The 16,273-nt window shown below is 68.2% G+C and carries 17 protein-coding genes; 12 read left to right on the plus strand and 5 right to left on the minus strand.

The features are described 5' to 3' along the window. Positions 1–5: 5 nt before the first annotated feature. The 3 genes from QMZ25_RS18135 to QMZ25_RS18145 all read right to left on the minus strand — a co-directional run bounded on the left by QMZ25_RS18135 (position 6) and on the right by QMZ25_RS18145 (position 2,515). Entirely contained in the window at positions 6–440 is a 435-nt protein-coding gene (locus tag QMZ25_RS18135) for a hypothetical protein (protein WP_053516878.1), read from the minus strand. Between the two features lie 105 nt (positions 441–545). Further along, positions 546–1,352 (minus strand): amidohydrolase, encoded by an 807-nt coding sequence (locus tag QMZ25_RS18140; protein WP_283220071.1) that lies wholly within the window; start codon positions 1,350–1,352, stop codon positions 546–548. Between the two features lie 14 nt (positions 1,353–1,366). Beyond that, on the minus strand, positions 1,367–2,515 hold the full coding sequence (locus QMZ25_RS18145; RefSeq protein WP_283220072.1) for a pyridoxal phosphate-dependent aminotransferase: 1,149 nt from the start codon (positions 2,513–2,515) through the stop codon (positions 1,367–1,369). Between the two features lie 215 nt (positions 2,516–2,730). On the opposite strand from QMZ25_RS18145, the gene ccmA reads away from it, so the two are divergent. The 11 genes from ccmA to QMZ25_RS18200 all read left to right on the plus strand — a co-directional run bounded on the left by ccmA (position 2,731) and on the right by QMZ25_RS18200 (position 11,122). After that, on the plus strand, positions 2,731–3,360 hold the full coding sequence (ccmA, locus tag QMZ25_RS18150) for a heme ABC exporter ATP-binding protein CcmA (protein ID WP_053516874.1): 630 nt from the start codon (positions 2,731–2,733) through the stop codon (positions 3,358–3,360). Next, positions 3,357–4,052, plus strand: coding sequence for a heme exporter protein CcmB (gene ccmB, locus QMZ25_RS18155; protein WP_053516872.1), 696 nt, complete (start codon positions 3,357–3,359; stop codon positions 4,050–4,052). The genes ccmA and ccmB overlap by 4 nt, the downstream gene beginning before the upstream one ends. Positions 4,053–4,095: 43 nt before the next feature. Next, on the plus strand, positions 4,096–4,866 hold the full coding sequence (gene ccmC, locus QMZ25_RS18160; protein ID WP_283220073.1) for a heme ABC transporter permease CcmC: 771 nt from the start codon (positions 4,096–4,098) through the stop codon (positions 4,864–4,866). Further along, positions 4,863–5,051: a heme exporter protein CcmD gene (gene ccmD, locus QMZ25_RS18165; RefSeq protein ID WP_262218739.1), complete on the plus strand. Its 189-nt coding sequence runs from the start codon at positions 4,863–4,865 to the stop codon at positions 5,049–5,051. The genes ccmC and ccmD overlap by 4 nt, the downstream gene beginning before the upstream one ends. Further along, positions 5,048–5,524: a cytochrome c maturation protein CcmE gene (ccmE, locus tag QMZ25_RS18170; RefSeq protein ID WP_111186423.1), complete on the plus strand. Its 477-nt coding sequence runs from the start codon at positions 5,048–5,050 to the stop codon at positions 5,522–5,524. Before ccmD ends, ccmE begins: the two co-directional genes overlap by 4 nt. Then, complete coding sequence (locus QMZ25_RS18175; RefSeq protein ID WP_065175491.1) at positions 5,525–7,444, plus strand: heme lyase CcmF/NrfE family subunit; 1,920 nt, start codon at positions 5,525–5,527, stop codon at positions 7,442–7,444. Between the two features lie 8 nt (positions 7,445–7,452). Continuing rightward, a complete protein-coding gene (locus QMZ25_RS18180) occupies positions 7,453–8,070 on the plus strand; it encodes a DsbE family thiol:disulfide interchange protein (RefSeq protein ID WP_053516864.1) in 618 nt (205 codons plus the stop codon). Continuing rightward, positions 8,039–8,521, plus strand: a complete 483-nt coding sequence (locus QMZ25_RS18185; RefSeq protein ID WP_283220074.1) for a cytochrome c-type biogenesis protein — start codon at positions 8,039–8,041, stop codon at positions 8,519–8,521. The genes QMZ25_RS18180 and QMZ25_RS18185 overlap by 32 nt, the downstream gene beginning before the upstream one ends. After that, positions 8,518–9,507, plus strand: a complete 990-nt coding sequence (locus QMZ25_RS18190) for a tetratricopeptide repeat protein (RefSeq protein ID WP_283220075.1) — start codon at positions 8,518–8,520, stop codon at positions 9,505–9,507. The genes QMZ25_RS18185 and QMZ25_RS18190 overlap by 4 nt, the downstream gene beginning before the upstream one ends. Before the next feature lie 161 nt (positions 9,508–9,668). Continuing rightward, entirely contained in the window at positions 9,669–10,781 is a 1,113-nt protein-coding gene (locus QMZ25_RS18195) for a homoserine O-acetyltransferase (RefSeq protein WP_111186426.1), read from the plus strand. Beyond that, on the plus strand, positions 10,781–11,122 hold the full coding sequence (locus QMZ25_RS18200) for a DUF1294 domain-containing protein (protein WP_053520347.1): 342 nt from the start codon (positions 10,781–10,783) through the stop codon (positions 11,120–11,122). Before QMZ25_RS18195 ends, QMZ25_RS18200 begins: the two co-directional genes overlap by 1 nt. 13 nt (positions 11,123–11,135) lie before the next feature. Here QMZ25_RS18200 and cydC read toward each other — a convergent pair whose 3' ends face one another. Both cydC and cydD read right to left on the minus strand, forming a co-directional pair. After that, a complete protein-coding gene (cydC, locus tag QMZ25_RS18205) occupies positions 11,136–12,809 on the minus strand; it encodes a thiol reductant ABC exporter subunit CydC (RefSeq protein ID WP_283220076.1) in 1,674 nt (557 codons plus the stop codon). Next, positions 12,806–14,545, minus strand: a complete 1,740-nt coding sequence (cydD, locus tag QMZ25_RS18210) for a thiol reductant ABC exporter subunit CydD (RefSeq protein WP_065181938.1) — start codon at positions 14,543–14,545, stop codon at positions 12,806–12,808. Before cydD ends, cydC begins: the two co-directional genes overlap by 4 nt. Before the next feature lie 228 nt (positions 14,546–14,773). Between cydD and QMZ25_RS18215 the strand changes: the two genes are divergently transcribed. Then, positions 14,774–16,273: cytochrome ubiquinol oxidase subunit I (locus tag QMZ25_RS18215; protein ID WP_283220077.1), on the plus strand; the 1,500-nt coding region annotated here is incomplete at its 3' end.

Genomic DNA, 16,273 nt, shown 5'->3' on the forward strand with positions numbered 1-16,273 from the left:
ACCGGTCAACGCCGGCTGATGGTGAAGGCCGTGCCGTCCACACCCAGGTCCCAGCCCTTGCCGGTACCGGACAGCGCCAGCGAGATGTCGCCCTTGGTCATCACCTGCGCATTGCTGGATTTCACCGCACCGGCATGAGCCCCCACCGACGCGTAGGTACCGAGCAGTTCATCCACGCTGACGGCGCCGGTGAAGCTGCCGCGCCCGTCGGTGATCTTCGATTTGCCCACGGTCAGGCCACCGCCCTTCATCTGGATGCGCACCGGCAGACTGGCACCGTTGCTGCAGCTGACGGTGCCGGTGCCCGAGGCCGTCTTGTAGATCAGCGACCAGCCGGACAGGTTGTAGCGCAGGTGGCAGTCGAGGTTGCCACCGGCATGCGCGGCCGGAGCCAGGGAGGTGGCGGCCAGCGCCAGCAGCAGGGCAAGGGACTTGTTCATCGGCAGGACTTCCACAGCGTTCGGACTGCCGGCGAATCTAGCAGCGCGCGCGTGCAGGGTGAATGCAGGCGCGCACGGTGATGCGGGCAGCGTTCAGCCCTTCGTTCAGGCCTGCACGTCCAGATGGAAAGCATCGGCATCGAGCATCGCCGGGAAGCGCGCACGGTGCAGCGCCAGCGCGTCGGCCGAGAGGGTGGTGGTCACCACCTGCTCGCGCTCGCGGATCTCCACCTGCGGCTGGCCGAGGAAATCCAGCACGGCGCTGTCGCCGGCATAGTGCAGCTGGTTGCCGTCCACGCCGACACGGTTGACCGCAGCGACGAAGCACAGGTTCTCGATGGCGCGTGCGCGCAGCAGTGTCTTCCACGCGTAGGCACGCGCCGAGGGCCAGTTGGCAACGAAGATCTGCAGATCGAAATCCAGCTGTTCGGGCCGTTCCACGTTGTAGCGGTTGCGGCAGAACACCGGGAACCGCAGGTCGTAGCAGACCTGCGGATTGATGCGCCAGCCCTTCCATTCCACGCAGAGCCGGTCGCGGCCGGCGGCATAGCGCTCGTGCTCGCCCCCATAGCGGAACAGGTGGCGCTTGTCGTAGTACTGCAGTCCACCGTCGGGGGTCGCGAACAGCAGCCGGTTGTACACGCCCGCGCCGTCGCGCAGCTGCACGCTGCCGACCACCGCCGCGTTCAAGGCCCTGGCCTGTTCGCGCACCCAGGCGACGGTGGGGCCATCCATGCCTTCAGCCTGTGCGATGGCCTCGTTGGAGAAGCCACTGGTGAAGGTCTCCGGCAGGATCACCAGATCGGTGGTGCCGGCGAGCGGCGCCAGCAGCGCGCCATAGTAGGCGCGGTTGCCGGCCGGGTCATGCCAGCGGGTGTCGCCCTGGACGAGGGAAATGCGCAGATCCTGCATGGTCGTCACTCCGCTCACAGCAGGCGCAGGCGTTCGATCGCCGCGTCCAGGGTCGCCTCGTTCTTGGCGAAGCACAGCCGTACCAGGCGCTGGCCGGTCGGTGCGGTTTCGTAGAACGGCGACAGCGGGATGGCGGTGACGCCCTTCTCGATGGTCAGCCACTTCACGAACTCATGGTCGGGCAGATCGCTGATGGCCGAGTAATCGGCCAGCTGGAAGTAGCCGCCCGGCACCGGCAGCGGCTTCAGCCGCGTACCGGCCAGCTGCTCGCGGAAGCGGTCACGCTTGGCCTGGTAGAACGCGCCCAGTTCCAGGTGGTGCTCCGGTTCGTCGCGGATCATCGCGGCAAAGCCATACTGGGCCGGGCCGAAGCTGGTGAAGGTGTTGTACTGGTGCACCTTGCGGAATTCCGCGGTCAGCAGCGGCGGCGCCACCGCATAACCGATCTTCCAGCCGGTGCAGTGGTAGGTCTTGCCGAAGCTGGAGATGACGAAGGTCCGCTCGCGCAGTTCCGGGTAGCGCAGCGCCGATTCGTGGCGGCGGCCATCGTAGATGATGTGCTCGTACACCTCATCGGAAATCAGGTAGATCTGCGTGCCACGCAGCACGTCGGCCAGCGCCTGCATGTCGGCCTCGTCCAGCATCGCACCGGAGGGGTTGTGCGGGGTGTTGACCATCAGCATGCGGGTGCGCGGCGTGATGGCCGCACGCACGCGGTCCCAGTCCACGGCGAACGTCTGCGGGTCCAGCGGCACGTGCACGGCGGTTGCGCCGGCCAGCTCGATGGCCGGCTCGTAGCAGTCATATGCGGGGTCCAGCACGATCACCTCCTCGCCGGCACGCACCACGGCGTGGATGGCGTTGAAGATCGCCTCGGTCGCGCCGCTGGTGACGGTGATTTCGGTGTCCGGGTCGACCTGGGCGCCATACAGGTCCAGTGACTTCTGCGCGATGGCCTGGCGCAGCGGCGCCACACCGGTCATCGGCGGATACTGGTTCAGGCCGGCCGCCATCGCCTTGGCGGTTTCGTCGATCAGGCGCTGCGGCGCGGAAAAATCCGGAAACCCCTGGCCCAGATTGACTGCACCGTGCTCGGCAGCGAGCTGGGACATGACGGTGAAGATGGTGGTACCGACCTTGGGCAGCTTGGTGGTGGGTTGCATCGGCCTGGGCTAATGGGAACAAGGGCTGGAAGTGTACGAAATCCGGACCCGGCCTGCGGCGCGGGCCGGTCGTGACGGGTCATGCCGGGCGGCTGTTTGCACATGCCCTTTCAGCGGGATACCGCGCTTGACGCTCGCCGGGCGTGGCCCGGCGCTACCGGGCGGATTTCATCGCTACAATTGCCGCCGCACTCCGGCATGAAGATCCCTGCCCCTTGGACACCCCTGCATTGCTGGCCGCCAGCGGCCTGAGCTTCTCGCGCAATGACGCGCCCGTGTTCGGCCCGCTGGACTTCCACGTGGATGCTGGCGAGGCGCTGCTCGTGCAGGGCGGCAACGGTGCCGGCAAGACCACCCTGCTGCGCGTGCTCGCCGGCCTTGCGCGACCCGGCGCCGGCCAGGTGCGGATCGACGGCAGGCCCGCCAGCAACGCCGAACGGGCGCGCTACGTCGCCTATCTCAGCCATCTTCCCGCGCTGAAGCCGGACCTGGACACACTGGAGAACCTGCACTTCCTGTGCGGCCTGCACGGGCGCCGGGCGCGGCAGATGCCGGGCAATGCACTGGCCATCGTCGGCCTGGCCGGGTATGAGGACACCCTGGTGAGGCACCTGTCGGCCGGACAGAAGCGGCGGCTGGCGCTGGCCCGCATCTGGCTCTCGCCCGCCCCGCTGTGGCTGCTCGACGAGCCCTACGCCAACCTCGACCTGGAGGGCATCACCCTGGTCAACCGGATGATTTCGGCACACCTGCGTGCCGGTGGCGCCGCCCTGGTCACCACCCATGGGGCCTACGCCGCACCACCGGTGCGTACCCGCCAGCTCGACCTCGGCGGTGCCGCATGATCGCCCCGGGTACCGAACCGGGCCTGTGGCAGACCGCGCGCGCCCTGGTCAGGCGTGACCTGCGCCTGCTCTGGCGCCGCCGCGGCGATGCGTTGCAGCCGCTGCTGTTCGCCCTGCTGGTAGTGGTGCTGTTCGCACTGGCACAGGGACGCGATCCACAGCCGCTGGCGGCGACCGCTGGTGCAGTGCTGTGGCTGGCGGTGCTGCTGGCCGGGCAGCTTGCGCTGGATTCGCTGTTCCGCTCCGACGCCGAGGATGGCTCGCTGGAGCAATGGCTGCTGGCACCGGTGCCACTGGCGTGGCTGGTGCTGGTGCGGGTGCTGCTGCACTGGGCCACCACGGCCCTGCCACTGATCGTACTGAGCCCGCTGCTGGCGGAAATGCTGCATCTGCCGCATGACCAGCTGCCGATGTTGCTGGCATCGTTGCTGCTGGGAACACCGTTGCTGAGCCTGATCGGTGGTGTGGTCGCTGCACTGACCGTGGGCATCCGGCGCTCTGGTATTCTCGTGGCGTTGCTGTCGTTGCCGTTGTACGTACCGGTGCTGGTCTTCGGTGCAGGCAGCCTGGCTGCAGCCAGCCGTGGACAGGATCCGGTCGGCGCGCTGCTGATGCTGGGTGCAGGCCTGCTGGTGGCACTGGTGCTGGCACCGCTGGCGACTGCCGCTGCGATTCGTATTTCTCTGAGTTGATCGAGCTGAGAGCCAATCCACCCCTGCTGGATAGCCGTCACGCATGAATCCGATTGTCCGCTGGTTCCACCAACTCGGTTCTCCGCCCACGTTCGATCGTTTCGCCGCCCGCTGGTCGCGGGTGTTCTACCTCGCGGCCGTGCCGGTCCTGCTTGTCGGAATCTGGCAGGCATTGCTGGTGGTGCCGCCGGAAGCCCGGCAGCTGGACAGTTTCCGCATCCTCTACATCCATGTGCCCAGCGCCTGGATGAGCCTGTTCGTATTCGCGCTGATGGCGCTGTACGCCGCCATTGCCCTGATCTGGCGGATCAAGGTCTGCGAGATCCTGGCCATGGCGTGCGCGCCGATGGGCGCGGGGTTCACGCTGATCACCCTGCTCACCGGCAGCATCTGGGGCAAGGGCACGTGGGGGACCTGGTGGGACTGGGACCCGCGAATGACCAGCGAACTGGTGCTGCTGTTCCTGTATCTGGGCGTGATCGGCCTGTACCACGCCATCGAGGACCGCCGCAGTGCCGCCCGTGCGGCCGGCCTGCTGGCCATCGTCGGCGTCAGCCTGCTGCCGGTGATCCGCTATTCCGTGGACTGGTGGGGTGGGTTGCACCAGCGCCAGTCGATCAACGTGTTCGGTGAATCGGCCATCGACAGTGCGATGATCGCCCCCCTGTGGTGGATGGTGATCGGTACCAAGTTCTGGTTCGCCGGCTCGCTGCTGGCCAAGGCGCGCGCCGACAATCTCGACCGCGAGGCCGGCAAGGCCTGGGTCGGTGGCCGCATCGACGCCGCGCAGGCTGCTGCGGAGAACCCGCAATGAGCCACCTGCCCTACGTGATCGGTGCGTACGCGGTGTTCGTGCTGGTGCTCTGCGCCGACGCGCTCGGTTCCTGGCTGCGCCTGCGCGCCGCCCGGCGCATGGCACAGGCCCGGCAGCACCGGCAGCAGGCACGTGCCAGCGCCCAGGATGTCCCACCGTCGCTGTCCACGGAGCTGGAACGATGACACCGGTCCAACGCCGCCGCCTGGCCTGGGTCCTGCTGGCCCTGCTCGCTTCCGGCCTGGCCACCGCGCTGGTGGCGATGGCACTGGAGCGCAACATTGCTTACCTGTACACGCCCTCCGAAGTGCTGCGTGGCGACGTCGAGCCGCAATCTCGGTTCCGCCTCGGCGGCATGGTGGTGAAGGGTTCCTTCAATCGCCCGCCCGGCTCGCTGGAAGCCCACTTCTTGGTCACCGATGGCGATGCCCAGCTGGCGGTGACGACCTCGCGCATCCTGCCGGACATGTTCGCCGAAGGCACGGCCGTGGTCGCCAGCGGCCGCCTGCAGGAGGGCGCGCTGCAGAACGCCGTGTTCGTCGCCGACGAAGTGCTGGCCAAGCACGACGAGCAGTACGTGCCGAAGGAAGTGGCCGACAAGATGGGCCAGGCCCATCTCAAGCACGACGTGCCGGTGACGGCACCCGAGGTCCGCTGAGTGCTGCCCGAACTGGGTCAGATCCTGCTGCTGTGCGCACTGCTGGCGTCGCTGCTTCTGGCCGGCCTGCCGCTGGCCGGCGCCCATCGCGGCAACGCGGCGTGGATGGCGGTGGCACGGCCGGCCGCTTACGCGCAGCTGCTGCTGGTGGCCGGTGCATTCGCGGTGCTGACCGCCACCTTCGTGCAGCAGGACTTCTCGGTGCGCTACGTGGCCGAGAACTCCAACTCGCTGCTGCCACTCATCTACCGCTACTCGGCGGTGTGGGGCGCGCACGAAGGCTCGCTGCTGATGTGGGCGCTGGTGCTGGCACTGTGGACCGGCGCGGTCGCACTGTTCTCACGGCACCTGCCCCGGCACGTGCAGGCGCGCGTGCTGGCGGTGATGGGCATCGTCAGCGTGGGCTTCCTCGCCTTCCTGATCTTCACCTCCAACCCGTTCCTGCGCTTGAACCCGGCCCCGCTGGAGGGCCGTGACCTCAATCCGCTGCTGCAGGATCCGGGACTGATCATCCACCCGCCGATGCTGTACCTGGGCTACGTGGGTTTCGCGGTGCCGTTCGCCTTCGCCGTGGCCGCGCTGCTGGAGGGACGCGTGGACGCACGCTGGCTGCGCTGGACGCGGCCATGGACCAATGTCGCCTGGGCGTTCCTGACCCTGGGCATCGCCCTGGGCAGCTGGTGGGCCTACTACGAACTGGGCTGGGGCGGCTGGTGGTTCTGGGATCCGGTCGAGAACGCCAGCTTCATGCCATGGCTGGTCGGCGCCGCACTGATCCACTCCCAAGCGGTCACCGAGAAGCGCGGCACCTTCGGCAGCTGGACCCTGCTGCTGGCGATCGCCGCATTCGCGCTGTCGCTGCTGGGCACGTTCCTGGTGCGCTCCGGCGTGCTGACCAGCGTGCACTCGTTCGCCGCCGATCCTTCGCGGGGCCTGTTCATCCTCGTGTTCCTGTCACTGCTGGTGGGTGGAAGCCTGCTGCTGTACGCGCTGCGCGCGGGCCAGCTGAGCATCGACGCCGATGATGCCCGCCGCGGCTTCACCGCAACCTCGCGCGAAACGCTGCTGCTGGCCAACAACCTGCTGCTGGCCACCGCCTGCGCGATGGTCCTGCTCGGCACGCTGTACCCGCTGCTGGCCGATGCGCTGGCGCTGGGCAAGATTTCGGTCGGCCCACCCTACTTCGGCAGCCTGTTCCTGCTGTTGATGGCGCCGTTGGTGCTGCTGCTGCCCTTCGGCCCGCTGGTGAAATGGCAGCGCGACCAGCCTTCGCGCGCGATGGCCCTGCTCGCCCCCTGGTTCGGCCTGGCGGTACTGCTCGGTGCGCTGGCCTGGTGGCAGGCGCCGCAGAACGGATGGAAAGCCGGCATCGGCGTCGCCGCGGCGGCCTGGGTCGCGCTGGGCACCGCCCGCTTCGTCTGGCAGCGGTTGCGTGGCAATGGCCGCTTTACTGCCGAAATGCTCGGCATGATCGTTGCCCATGCCGGCGTCGCCGTGTTTCTGGCGGGCGCGTTGCTGGTGGAAGCGCTGAACGTGCAGCGCGAAGTGGCGCTGGCACCGGGCCAGCAGATCGTGGTCGGCGGTCACGAAGTGCGCTTCGAAGGCGTGGATCACCGCGAGGGCCCCAACTTCATTGCCGACCGCGGTCATCTGCGGGTGTTCCGCGACGGCCGCGAACTGGCCCTGCTGCATCCGGAGAAACGGCAGTACGCCAGCGGTGGCCAGGTGATGACCGAGGCCGGCATCGATGCGCGCATCGGCGGTGATGTCTACGTGGCATTGGGTGAGCCGCTGGGCAACAATGCATGGGCGGTCCGCGTCCACATCAAACCGTTCGTGCGCTGGATCTGGCTGGGCGCGCTGCTGATGGCCCTGGGTGGATTCATCACCGCCGCTGACCGCCGCTTCCGTCGTCCGTAGGAGTTTCCATGTCCGAGTCCCCCGCCCCGCGCCCCTCCCGCCCGCTGCCGCCGGTCGCCATCGTTATCGGCGTGCTGTTCTTCTTCGGCCTGCTCGGGTTGATGATCTACGGCGTGATGAAGTCGGGCGACCCGCAGCGCGACGTGCTGCCTTCGGCCCTCATCGACAAGCCCGCCCCCGCCTTCGCGCTGCCGGTGCTGCACGATCCGCAGATGATCGTGCGCAGCGAAGAACTGCGCGGTGCGCCCTATCTGCTGAACGTCTGGGGCAGCTGGTGCGCGGCCTGCCGCGAGGAACACCCGGTACTGACCCGTTTCGCCGAGAGCAAGCGCGTGCGCGTGATCGGCTACAACTGGAAAGACGACCCCACCGATGCCCTGCACTGGCTGGAACAGCTGGGCAATCCGTTCATGGTCGTGCTCAGCGACATCGAAGGCCGTACCGCGATCGACTGGGGCGTAACGGCCGCGCCGGAGACCTTCCTCGTCGACGGCAGCGGCATCGTGCGCTGGAAGTACAGCGGAGCGATGACGCAGAAGGTGGTCGACGAGAAGCTGATCCCGGCGCTGGAGAAGATCGAGAAGGCTCAGAACGATGCGGCCGGTTCGCAGCGCGTTGCTCCGTAGCGGCCTGCGCGCGCTGCTGGTACTGCTGCTGGCCGGGTCGTTGCCCGGCCTGGCGCAGCAACCACTGCATGACCCAAAGCCGCTGCAGTTCCGTGATGCAGCGGAGGAGCGTCGTTTCCACGACCTCGCCGCGCAGCTGCGCTGCGTGCAGTGCCAGAACCAGTCGCTGGCCGATTCCAACGCCCAGATCGCCCAGGACCTGCGCCGGGAGGTACTGCAGCTGATGCAGCAGGGCCATGACGATACGCAGATCAAGCGCTTCCTCGTCGCCCGCTATGGCGACTTCGTGCTTTACCAGCCCCCACTGCAGCCGGGCACCTGGTTGCTGTGGGGTGGTCCGCTGCTGGTACTGGGCGCCGGCGCGCTGGTGGTGGTGGGCATCGTCCGCCGTCGTGCCCGTACCGTGGCCGCCGCACCGCCGACATCGGCCGACGTGGGAGAGGACTGGTGAACGATTGGCTGCTTTTCGCGGCTGCCGCCAGCGCTGCGCTCACTGCGCTGCTGGTGTTGTGGCCGCTGCGGCGGCAAGGCCGCACCGGCTTCGTCGTCGCCGTGGCTGCCGTGGGCATCGCCGGCGCCTGCCTGTACCAGCTGGTGGGGAACCCGCAGGCGGCACGGGTGCAGCCGGCGCCATCGGTGGCGACCCTGCGCGAGGGCGTGCAGGCCCTGCAGGGCGCGCTGCAGCGCGATCCACAACGTGCCGATGGCTGGGCCCTGCTCGGCCGCTCGCAGAGCGAACTGGGCAACGCCGCCGCGGCTGCCGAAGCCTTCGCACGCGCGGTGGCACTGGCACCGGACGACCCGGGCGTGCTGGTGGAAGCGGCGCAGGCGCGCGCCCAGGCCGATGCCGGAAAGCAGTTCGACGACACCGCTGTATCGTGGCTGCAGCGGGCGCGCACGCTGGCGCCCGAAGCCGAACGGGCCAGCTGGCTGCTCGGCATCGCCCTGCGCCAGCGCGGCCGCAACAACGAAGCCGCCGATGTCTGGAGCGGCCTGCTGCCGCACCTGGAACCGGGTGCCGCGCAGGCGCTGCAGGCACAGATCGCCATTGCCCGCGAAGCGGCCGCACAGGCGCATGATCCGGCCCCGGCGACCTCGCCTGCACTGCTGCAGGTGCGTGTGCAGCTGCCCACCTCCGTGCAGCATGCGCAATGGCCCGCGGGCGCGCAGATCTTCGTGCTGGCACGTGCGGTCGGCGGCCCGCCGATGCCGGTCGCGGTGCGCAAGCTGCCTCTGGCTGGTTTTCCCGGCACGGTCGGACTTGGCGACGGCGACAGTCCAATGCCCACCGCCCCCCTGTCAGCGCATCGCGAGGTGGAAGTGCTGGCGCGGATCTCGCGCAGTGGCAGTGCCAATCGCGGCGACGGTGACCTGCAGAGCCTGCCGGTAAAGGTGACCCTGCCGCATGAGGACGTGGTGGAACTGCGGTTTCCGTAGCACCGCACCGCTGCGCTCGCCGGGCACGGCCCGGCGCTACCTGTGCGCTTGCCATCGGTAGCGCCGGGCCCTGCCCGACAGAGGGTTGGCGTGCGACATTCGCCCGCTGATGGAAACCAGCGTGTCGCCAGCTCCACATGTGGCCCCGCTAGAATGCCCGCATGACCGAATTCATTCCGCCCGGCACCCGCTTCCATGCCCTGCCTTCGCCCTTCCCGTTCAAGCGCGGCGGCGCCCTGCACGGTGCGCGCGTGGCCTACGAGACCTGGGGCACGCTGGCTGCCGATGGGGGCAACGCGATCCTGATCGTCACCGGCCTGTCGCCGGACGCACATGCCGCCGGCAACGCAGGCAATCCCGCACCGGGCTGGTGGGAGGCGATGCTCGGGCCGGGCAAGCCGATCGATACCGACCGCTGGTTCGTGGTCTGCGTGAACTCGCTGGGCAGCTGCAAGGGCTCGACAGGACCGGCATCGATCAATCCGGCGACCGGCGAACCGTACCGACTCGACTTTCCCGAACTGTCGATCGAAGACGGCGCACGCGCCGCCGTCGAGGTGGTGCGTGCGCTGGGTATCGAACGGCTGGCCTGCGTGATCGGCAACTCGATGGGCGGCATGACCGCGCTGGCGGTGCTGATGCTGCATCCGGGAATCGCGCGCAGCCACATCAACATTTCCGGCAGTGCGCAGGCGCTGCCGTTCTCCATCGCCATCCGATCGCTGCAGCGGGAAGCGATCCGTCTCGATCCACGCTGGAACAGTGGCCGCTACGACGACACCCAGTACCCTGAATCCGGCATGCGCATGGCGCGCAAGCTGGGGGTGATCACCTACCGCTCGGCGCTGGAATGGGACGGCCGCTTCGGTCGCGTGCGCCTGGATTCGGACCAGGCCGACGACGATCCGTTCGGCCTGGAGTTCCAGGTCGAAAGTTATCTCGAAGGCCACGCGCGCCGCTTCGTGCGCTTCTTCGATCCGAACTGCTATCTGTACCTGAGCCGCTCGATGGACTGGTTCGACCTGGCCGAGTATGCCGATGGCGATGTCATGGCTGGACTGGCCAGGATCCGTGTGGACAAGGCGCTGGCCATCGGTGCCAACACCGACATCCTGTTCCCGGTGCAGCAGCAGCAGCAGGTGGCCGACGGCCTGCGCGCCGGCGGCGCCGATGCACGCTTCATCGGACTGGACTCGCCGCAGGGCCATGATGCCTTCCTGGTCGATTTCGATCGGTTCGGCCCGGCTGTTCGCAGCTTCCTCGACACGCTCTAGTGGGATGGCGGCGTCATCTCGCGCTGGCCGCCTTCGGCGCGCTGATCGCACTGACGATCAGCGGCGTTCTGCCCCTGTGGCTGGGCGGCTGGTGCCTGCTGGCCAGTGCCGTGTCGTTTGGCCTGTATGGCCATGACAAGCGCGCCGCGCAACGCAACCACCGGCGCATTCCGGAACGGACACTCCAGCTGCTGGCCTTCGCCGGCGGCTGGCCCGGCGCATTGCTGGGCCAGGCGACGTTCCGCCACAAGCATCGCAAAGCCGCGTTCCAGTGGGTGTTCGGGTTGTGCGTGCTGGCCAATGTGGCCTCGATCGCCGTGATGCTGCGCGAATTTTCCTGATGAGGCGCGCCGCTCACGCCTCGCGGATCAGCACGCCATCGCGCAACCGGTACTGCGCGTCGACCACGGCATCGGGCAGGTCGTCATGGGTGATCATCAACAGGCTGCGACCGTCCAGCAGGCCGGCCAGATCCTGCAGCAGCGCATGGGCCGTGTCCACGTCCAGGCCTTCGGTCGGTTCGTCCAGCAACAGGATCGGCGCGTTGCGCAACAGCGCGCGGGCCAGCGCTAGGCGTCGCGCCTGACCCGCGGACATCGTCGCACCGTTCTCGCCAACCCAGGCCAGCAGGCCACCATTGCGCTCGGCCCACTCGCCCAGCCGCACCCTGTGCAACACGGCCCACAGTGCAGCATCGTCGGCATCAGGATCCCCCAGGCGCAGGTTCTCCGCCACGCTGCCGGCGAACACCGGGGCGTTCTGCGGCAGCCAGGCCAGCTGCCGATGCCAATCGGCCTGGGCGAAATCACGCAGGTCCCGCCCGCCATAGGTCAGCCGGCCCTGCTGCGGATCCCACAGGCGCAGCAGCAGGCTGGACAACGTGGTCTTGCCGCAGCCACTGTCGCCACGGATCGCGATGCGCTCGCCGGGCGCCAACGTCAGCTGCAGCCCGCGCAGCACCGGGCGTACCGCCCCCGGCCACTGGAAGTGGACGTCATCCCATTGCACGCGTGCGTGCACCGGAACCGGCTGCGGTGCCAGCGGTTCGTCCACGGCCGGCGGCTGCTCGACGATGGACTGCAGGCGATCGGCCGAGATGCGACCGGACTGCAACGACTGCCATGCCAGGCCCATCCCCGCCCACAGCTCGATCAGCGCCACCGTCAGGAACACCAGTCCGGCTGCCATTTCAGCGGCGATGCGCTGCTGCTCGGCCGCATGCAGGGCCAGTGCCAGCATGGCCACCAGGCCAAGTCCGGCCACGCTGCCGTGCAGTGTCGACGCGGCGATCAGGCGCCAGCGGCGACGGCGATCACGCGCGGCCAACTGCTTGGCGGCCACCCGCACCTTCAGCTGCCACGCCGCATCGGCATGCAGCGCCGCCAGATCGCCCGCGCCTTCCAGTCCTTCAAACGCGGCAGTGCGCAGTGCGGCTCGATGCGCGGCGCGATCCGCTTCCTCGCCATCGCGGCCACGCACGCCCAGCCACGGCACACCGAAGGCAATCAGCGCGGCCAGCACCGCCAGCAGCACCGCTGCGGACGGCAGGATCATCGCCGCCGACAGCACGGCCACCGTCGACAGGGCACCCAGCGCGACCAGCGGGCCCAGCGCGCGGACCAGCAGGCCGTCCACTTCACCGATATCACCGAGCAGGCGCGCGAGCAGCTCGCCGGTGCGGGTGGCACCCAGCCGCGCGGGCGCCAGTGGCAGGGCGCGCCGGAAGAACCACACCCGCAGGTCACGGGCGATGCGCAACGTGGCATCGTGGCCAACCAGCTTCTCGAAATAACGGGAAACGATGCGTGCCATGGTCAGGCCACGGATGCCGGCCGAAGGCGAAAAGAAGTTGAAGCCCTGGCCGAGACCGGCCGCACCGGCCAGCGCCGCTGCGGTGAGGAAGCCACCGGACAGGCCAAGCAGGGCGGTACCTGCCAGCATCGTGGTCCACAGCAGCAGCATGGTCAGCAGCAGACGCGGCCGCTGCTGCAGGAACACCGCACGCAGCGTGTCGGGCGAGCGGCTCATGCGTGCACCGCCTGCGCCGGCTCGACCAGACGTCCTTCCGGCAGCAGCAGGCAGCGATCAGCCCAGGCGATCACGGCCGGGCTGTGGGTGGCAACCACCACGCTGCGACCGCGCGCGTAGGCGGCAAGACTGCGCAGCAGCGCGGCCTCGGTATCTGCATCGAGGAAGGCGGTCGGCTCATCCAGCAACAGCACCTGCGGATCGCGCAGCAGCAGGCGGGCCAGGCCGATGCGTCGTGCCTCGCCCCCGGACAGGCCGAAGCCGCGTTCACCGATGATCGTGTCCAGCCCCTGCGGCAGCCCCTGCGCGAACGTGAGCACCTGCGCTGCCTCGGCCACCGCGCGCAATCGTGCATCACTGGCGCCAGGATCGGCCAGCCGCAGGTTGTCGGCGATGCTGCCGTGGAACAGATAGGGGCGCTGGCTGGCATAGGCCACCTGCACGCCGGGGCGCAGCATCAGCCTGCCCTCGCGCGGCGGCAGCCAGCCGGCCAGTGCCTCCAGCAGCGTGCTCTTGCCGCTGCCGCTGGCACCCACCAGTGCCAGCCGCTGGCCTGGCTCCAGCAACACATCCACGCCCTGCAGCACATCCTGTGACGCGCCCAGCGGGCGCAGCACCAGGCCCTGCGCCTGCAGCGGCGGCAGTGCGGCCTCGGCCGGCTCCACTGCCAGCGGCACGACCTCGTTCTCGATCAGTCCCTGCTCATCCGGCAACGACTGCAGCAGGCGCTCCACTTCGGCTGCCGCGGCCAGCGCGTTGGCACGATCGTGATAATGCGCGGCCAGCCGTCGCAGCGGCGCGTAGAATTCCGGTGCCAGCAGCAGGCAGAACAGGCCTGCGCCCAATGTCGGCACGGCCGCATGCAGCGACATCATGCCCAGATAGCTCAGGCCCAGGTACAGCGCGACCATCGCCACGCTGACGGAAGCGAAGAACTCCAGCACCGTGGACGACAGGAACGCGATCCGCAGCACTTTCATCGTGCGCAGCCGCACGCCCTCGGCAGCGGCTTCTATGCCCGCCAGCTCAGCCTCGCCCCGTCCGTACACGCGCAGCAGGCCCAGGCCCTTGATACGGTCGGCGAAATGGCCGCTCATGCGCGCCAGCTCACCCAGCTGCGCGCGACCTGCCGCTTCGGCGCCCCACCCCACCAGCATCATGAAGAACGGCACCAGCGGCGCCGTGAACAGCAGGATCAGCGCCACCACCCAATCCACCCAGGCCACCGCGGCCAGGATCAGCACGGGCACCACCACCACTTCAGTGCGCACCGGCAGGAAACCGCTGTAATAATTCTCGATCGCATCACCATGATGCAGCAGCAGCTCGCCCAGCTCGCCGGTGCGGCGCTGCCGCAGCCACAGCGGCCCGTGGCCGAGCAGGCGCGCGAACACGCGCTCGCGCAGGGCCAGGCGGGCAGTGTCGGCAACATCGCCGGCGGCAGCCTGGGTCGCGCTGCCCAATGCCGTGCGCAGCAACAGGATCAGCGCCAGTGCGGCCAGCACCGGCAGGCCCGAGGACAGCGGCGCCTGCTCCACCAGAACCTGCTGCACCAGCCAGGCGATGGCGGCGGCCTGGCCGATCAGCAGCGCGCCGGACAGGCTGATGCATACGGCCGCCAGGCGCTGGCGGCCCCGTGCCCCCCGCGCAAGGTCGGCCAGCCACGCGGTGCGGGCACGCCGCTGCCGGTTCGTCTCGGCTTCCGGCGAAAGGACGGTCGGTTCGGCAGCGCTCAAAGGGTCTTCACAGGGAGTGGAGGATGGATGGCATTGTAGGCACAGGCAACAGCCTCCCCCTGCGGCCAGGGGTCGCAGTTTTCACAGGGCCCGCATACGATCTCTTCGCGTACCTGTTCATACATTGATCTGGATCAAGGCTGTCTGAAGTAGTCGGTCACATCATTCACGTCGTAGACCACCCTTCCCGCCACCTGCAACGGCACTATCCAACGAGGTAGCCAGGCCATGATTGATCAGACAGTCGTAGAACTGTCGCGGCTGCAATTCGCGCTGACCGCGATGTACCACTTCCTATTCGTACCACTCACCCTGGGCCTGTCGTTCATGGTCGCCATCATGGAGAGTGTCTACGTGATGACCGGCAAGGAGATCTGGCGCCGGATGACCCTGTTCTGGGGCGTGCTGTTCGGCATCAACTTCGCCATGGGCGTGGCCACCGGCATCGTCATGGAATTCCAGTTCGGCATGAACTGGTCGTACTACAGCCATTATGTGGGTGACATCTTCGGTGCGCCGCTGGCGATCGAAGGGCTGATGGCCTTCTTCCTGGAAGCCACCTTCGTCGGCCTGTTCTTCTTCGGCTGGAACCGCCTGAGCAAGGTCAAGCACCTGACGGTCACCTGGCTGATGGCGCTGGGCACCAACCTGTCGGCGGTGTGGATCCTGATCGCCAACGGCTGGATGCAGAACCCCACCGGCGCGGTGTTCAACCCGGAAACCATGCGCATGGAAGTGGTCGATTTCATGGCCGTGGTGTTCAACCCGGTGGCGCAGGCCAAGTTCGTGCATACCGTCAGCGCCGGCTACGTGACCGGCGCGGTGTTCGTGATGTCGATCAGTGCCCTGTTCCTGCTGCGCAACAAGCACAAGGACCTCGCCCGCCGTTCGTTCGCGGTGGCCGCTGCGTTCGGCCTGCTGTCATCGCTGTCGGTGGTGGTGCTGGGCGATGAGAGTGGCTACGCCGCCAGCGAGCACCAGAAGATGAAGCTGGCCGCGATCGAGGCGATGTGGGAGACCGAGCGTGCCCCGGCGGACTTCACCGCCTTCGGCATTCCCAACCAGCAGACGCACCAGAACGACTATGCGGTGAAGATCCCGTACCTGATGGGCCTGATCGCCACCCGTTCGCTGGACCAGCCGATCCCGGGCATCCTGGAACTGGTGGAGCGCGCCGAGCACCGCGTACGCGGCGGCCAGCTCGCCTACGGTGCGCTGGAACGCCTGCGCGCCAACAAGAACGACGTCGAAGCCCGTGAGATGTTCGACCGCCACTGGCAGGATCTGGGCCATGGGCTGCTGCTCAAGCGCTACCGCGAGGATATCCTCAACGCCACCCCCGAACAGATCTCGCAGGCGGCAATGGATACCGTGCCGCGCGTGATGCCGCTGTTCTGGACCTTCCGCGTGATGGCGGGCCTGGGCTTCTATCTGATCGCCTTCTTCGCATTGGCCTTCTACTACTCGTGCCGCAACAACTTCCAGGACAAGCGCTGGTTCCTCACGCTGGCCCTGTGGACGCTGCCGGCACCGTGGATCGCGATCGAATGCGGCTGGTTCGTCGCCGAGTACGGCCGTCAGCCCTGGGCGGTTGATGGCGTGCTGCCGACGTTCTACGCGGCATCGGGCCTGGCCCTGCACCAGATCGTGCTGACCCTGGCCGGCGTGGTGAAGCTCTGCCCGGTGACCGCGCCGCGCTCGGCGATGACGGTGGCGACCGCGGCACTG

It is taken from the genome of Stenotrophomonas sp. RS-48 (genome assembly GCF_030053245.1).
GTDB classification, from domain to species: Bacteria; Pseudomonadota; Gammaproteobacteria; order Xanthomonadales; family Xanthomonadaceae; genus Stenotrophomonas; species Stenotrophomonas maltophilia_P.